The organism is Janibacter hoylei PVAS-1 (assembly GCF_000297495.1).
Lineage (GTDB): Bacteria > Actinomycetota > Actinomycetes > Actinomycetales > Dermatophilaceae > Janibacter > Janibacter hoylei.
Map to the genome: position 1 here is coordinate 1 of NZ_ALWX01000122.1, position 576 is coordinate 576.

1 protein-coding gene is annotated in these 576 nt (G+C 70.5%); it reads right to left on the bottom strand.

Annotation, left to right across the window (positions count from 1 at the left end):
* The coding region (locus B277_RS15560) for a DNA gyrase C-terminal beta-propeller domain-containing protein (protein ID WP_007930097.1) at positions 1-514 on the bottom strand (514 nt) is incomplete at its 3' end.
* Positions 515-576: the final 62 nt, after the last annotated feature.

Here is a 576-nt window from a genome sequence, read left to right on the forward strand (position 1 = left end):
GGGGGCGAGGGTGCTCGGACCCCCGGCTCCGCGTCCTCGCCACGGTCGACGTTGCGAGCAACTGCGACGATCTCGTCACCCTTGCGCGGCGAGGCGAAGCTGACGCCTGGGTGTTGCGGCTCGTCCGGTTGACCTCGGCCACCGCCGAGCGGACGATGTTGCCCTTTTCCATGACGACCATGACCTCGTCGTCCTCGTCGACGACGAGAGCACCGACGAGCCGACCGCCCTTGCCGGACTTCGCCGCGAGCACGCCGAGGCCGGAGCGGCCCTTGGCGGTCCACTCGGAGGCGGAGGTCCGCTTGGCGACGCCGTTGTCGAAGACGACGAAGACGTCCGGGTCGGTGCCGTCCTCGATGACGTTGAGCGCGAGCAGCGAGTCGCCGTCGCGGAACTTCATGCCCGTGACACCGCTCGTCGAGCGGCCCATCGGCCGCAGCACGTCGTCGGTCGCGTGGAAGCGCACCGACATGGCGTCCCGCGAGACGAGCAGCAGGTCGTCCTCGGCCGACACGGAGGCCGACCCCGATGAGCTCGTCGTCCTCCCCGCAGCGGCGGCCTCACTCGCCATCAAGC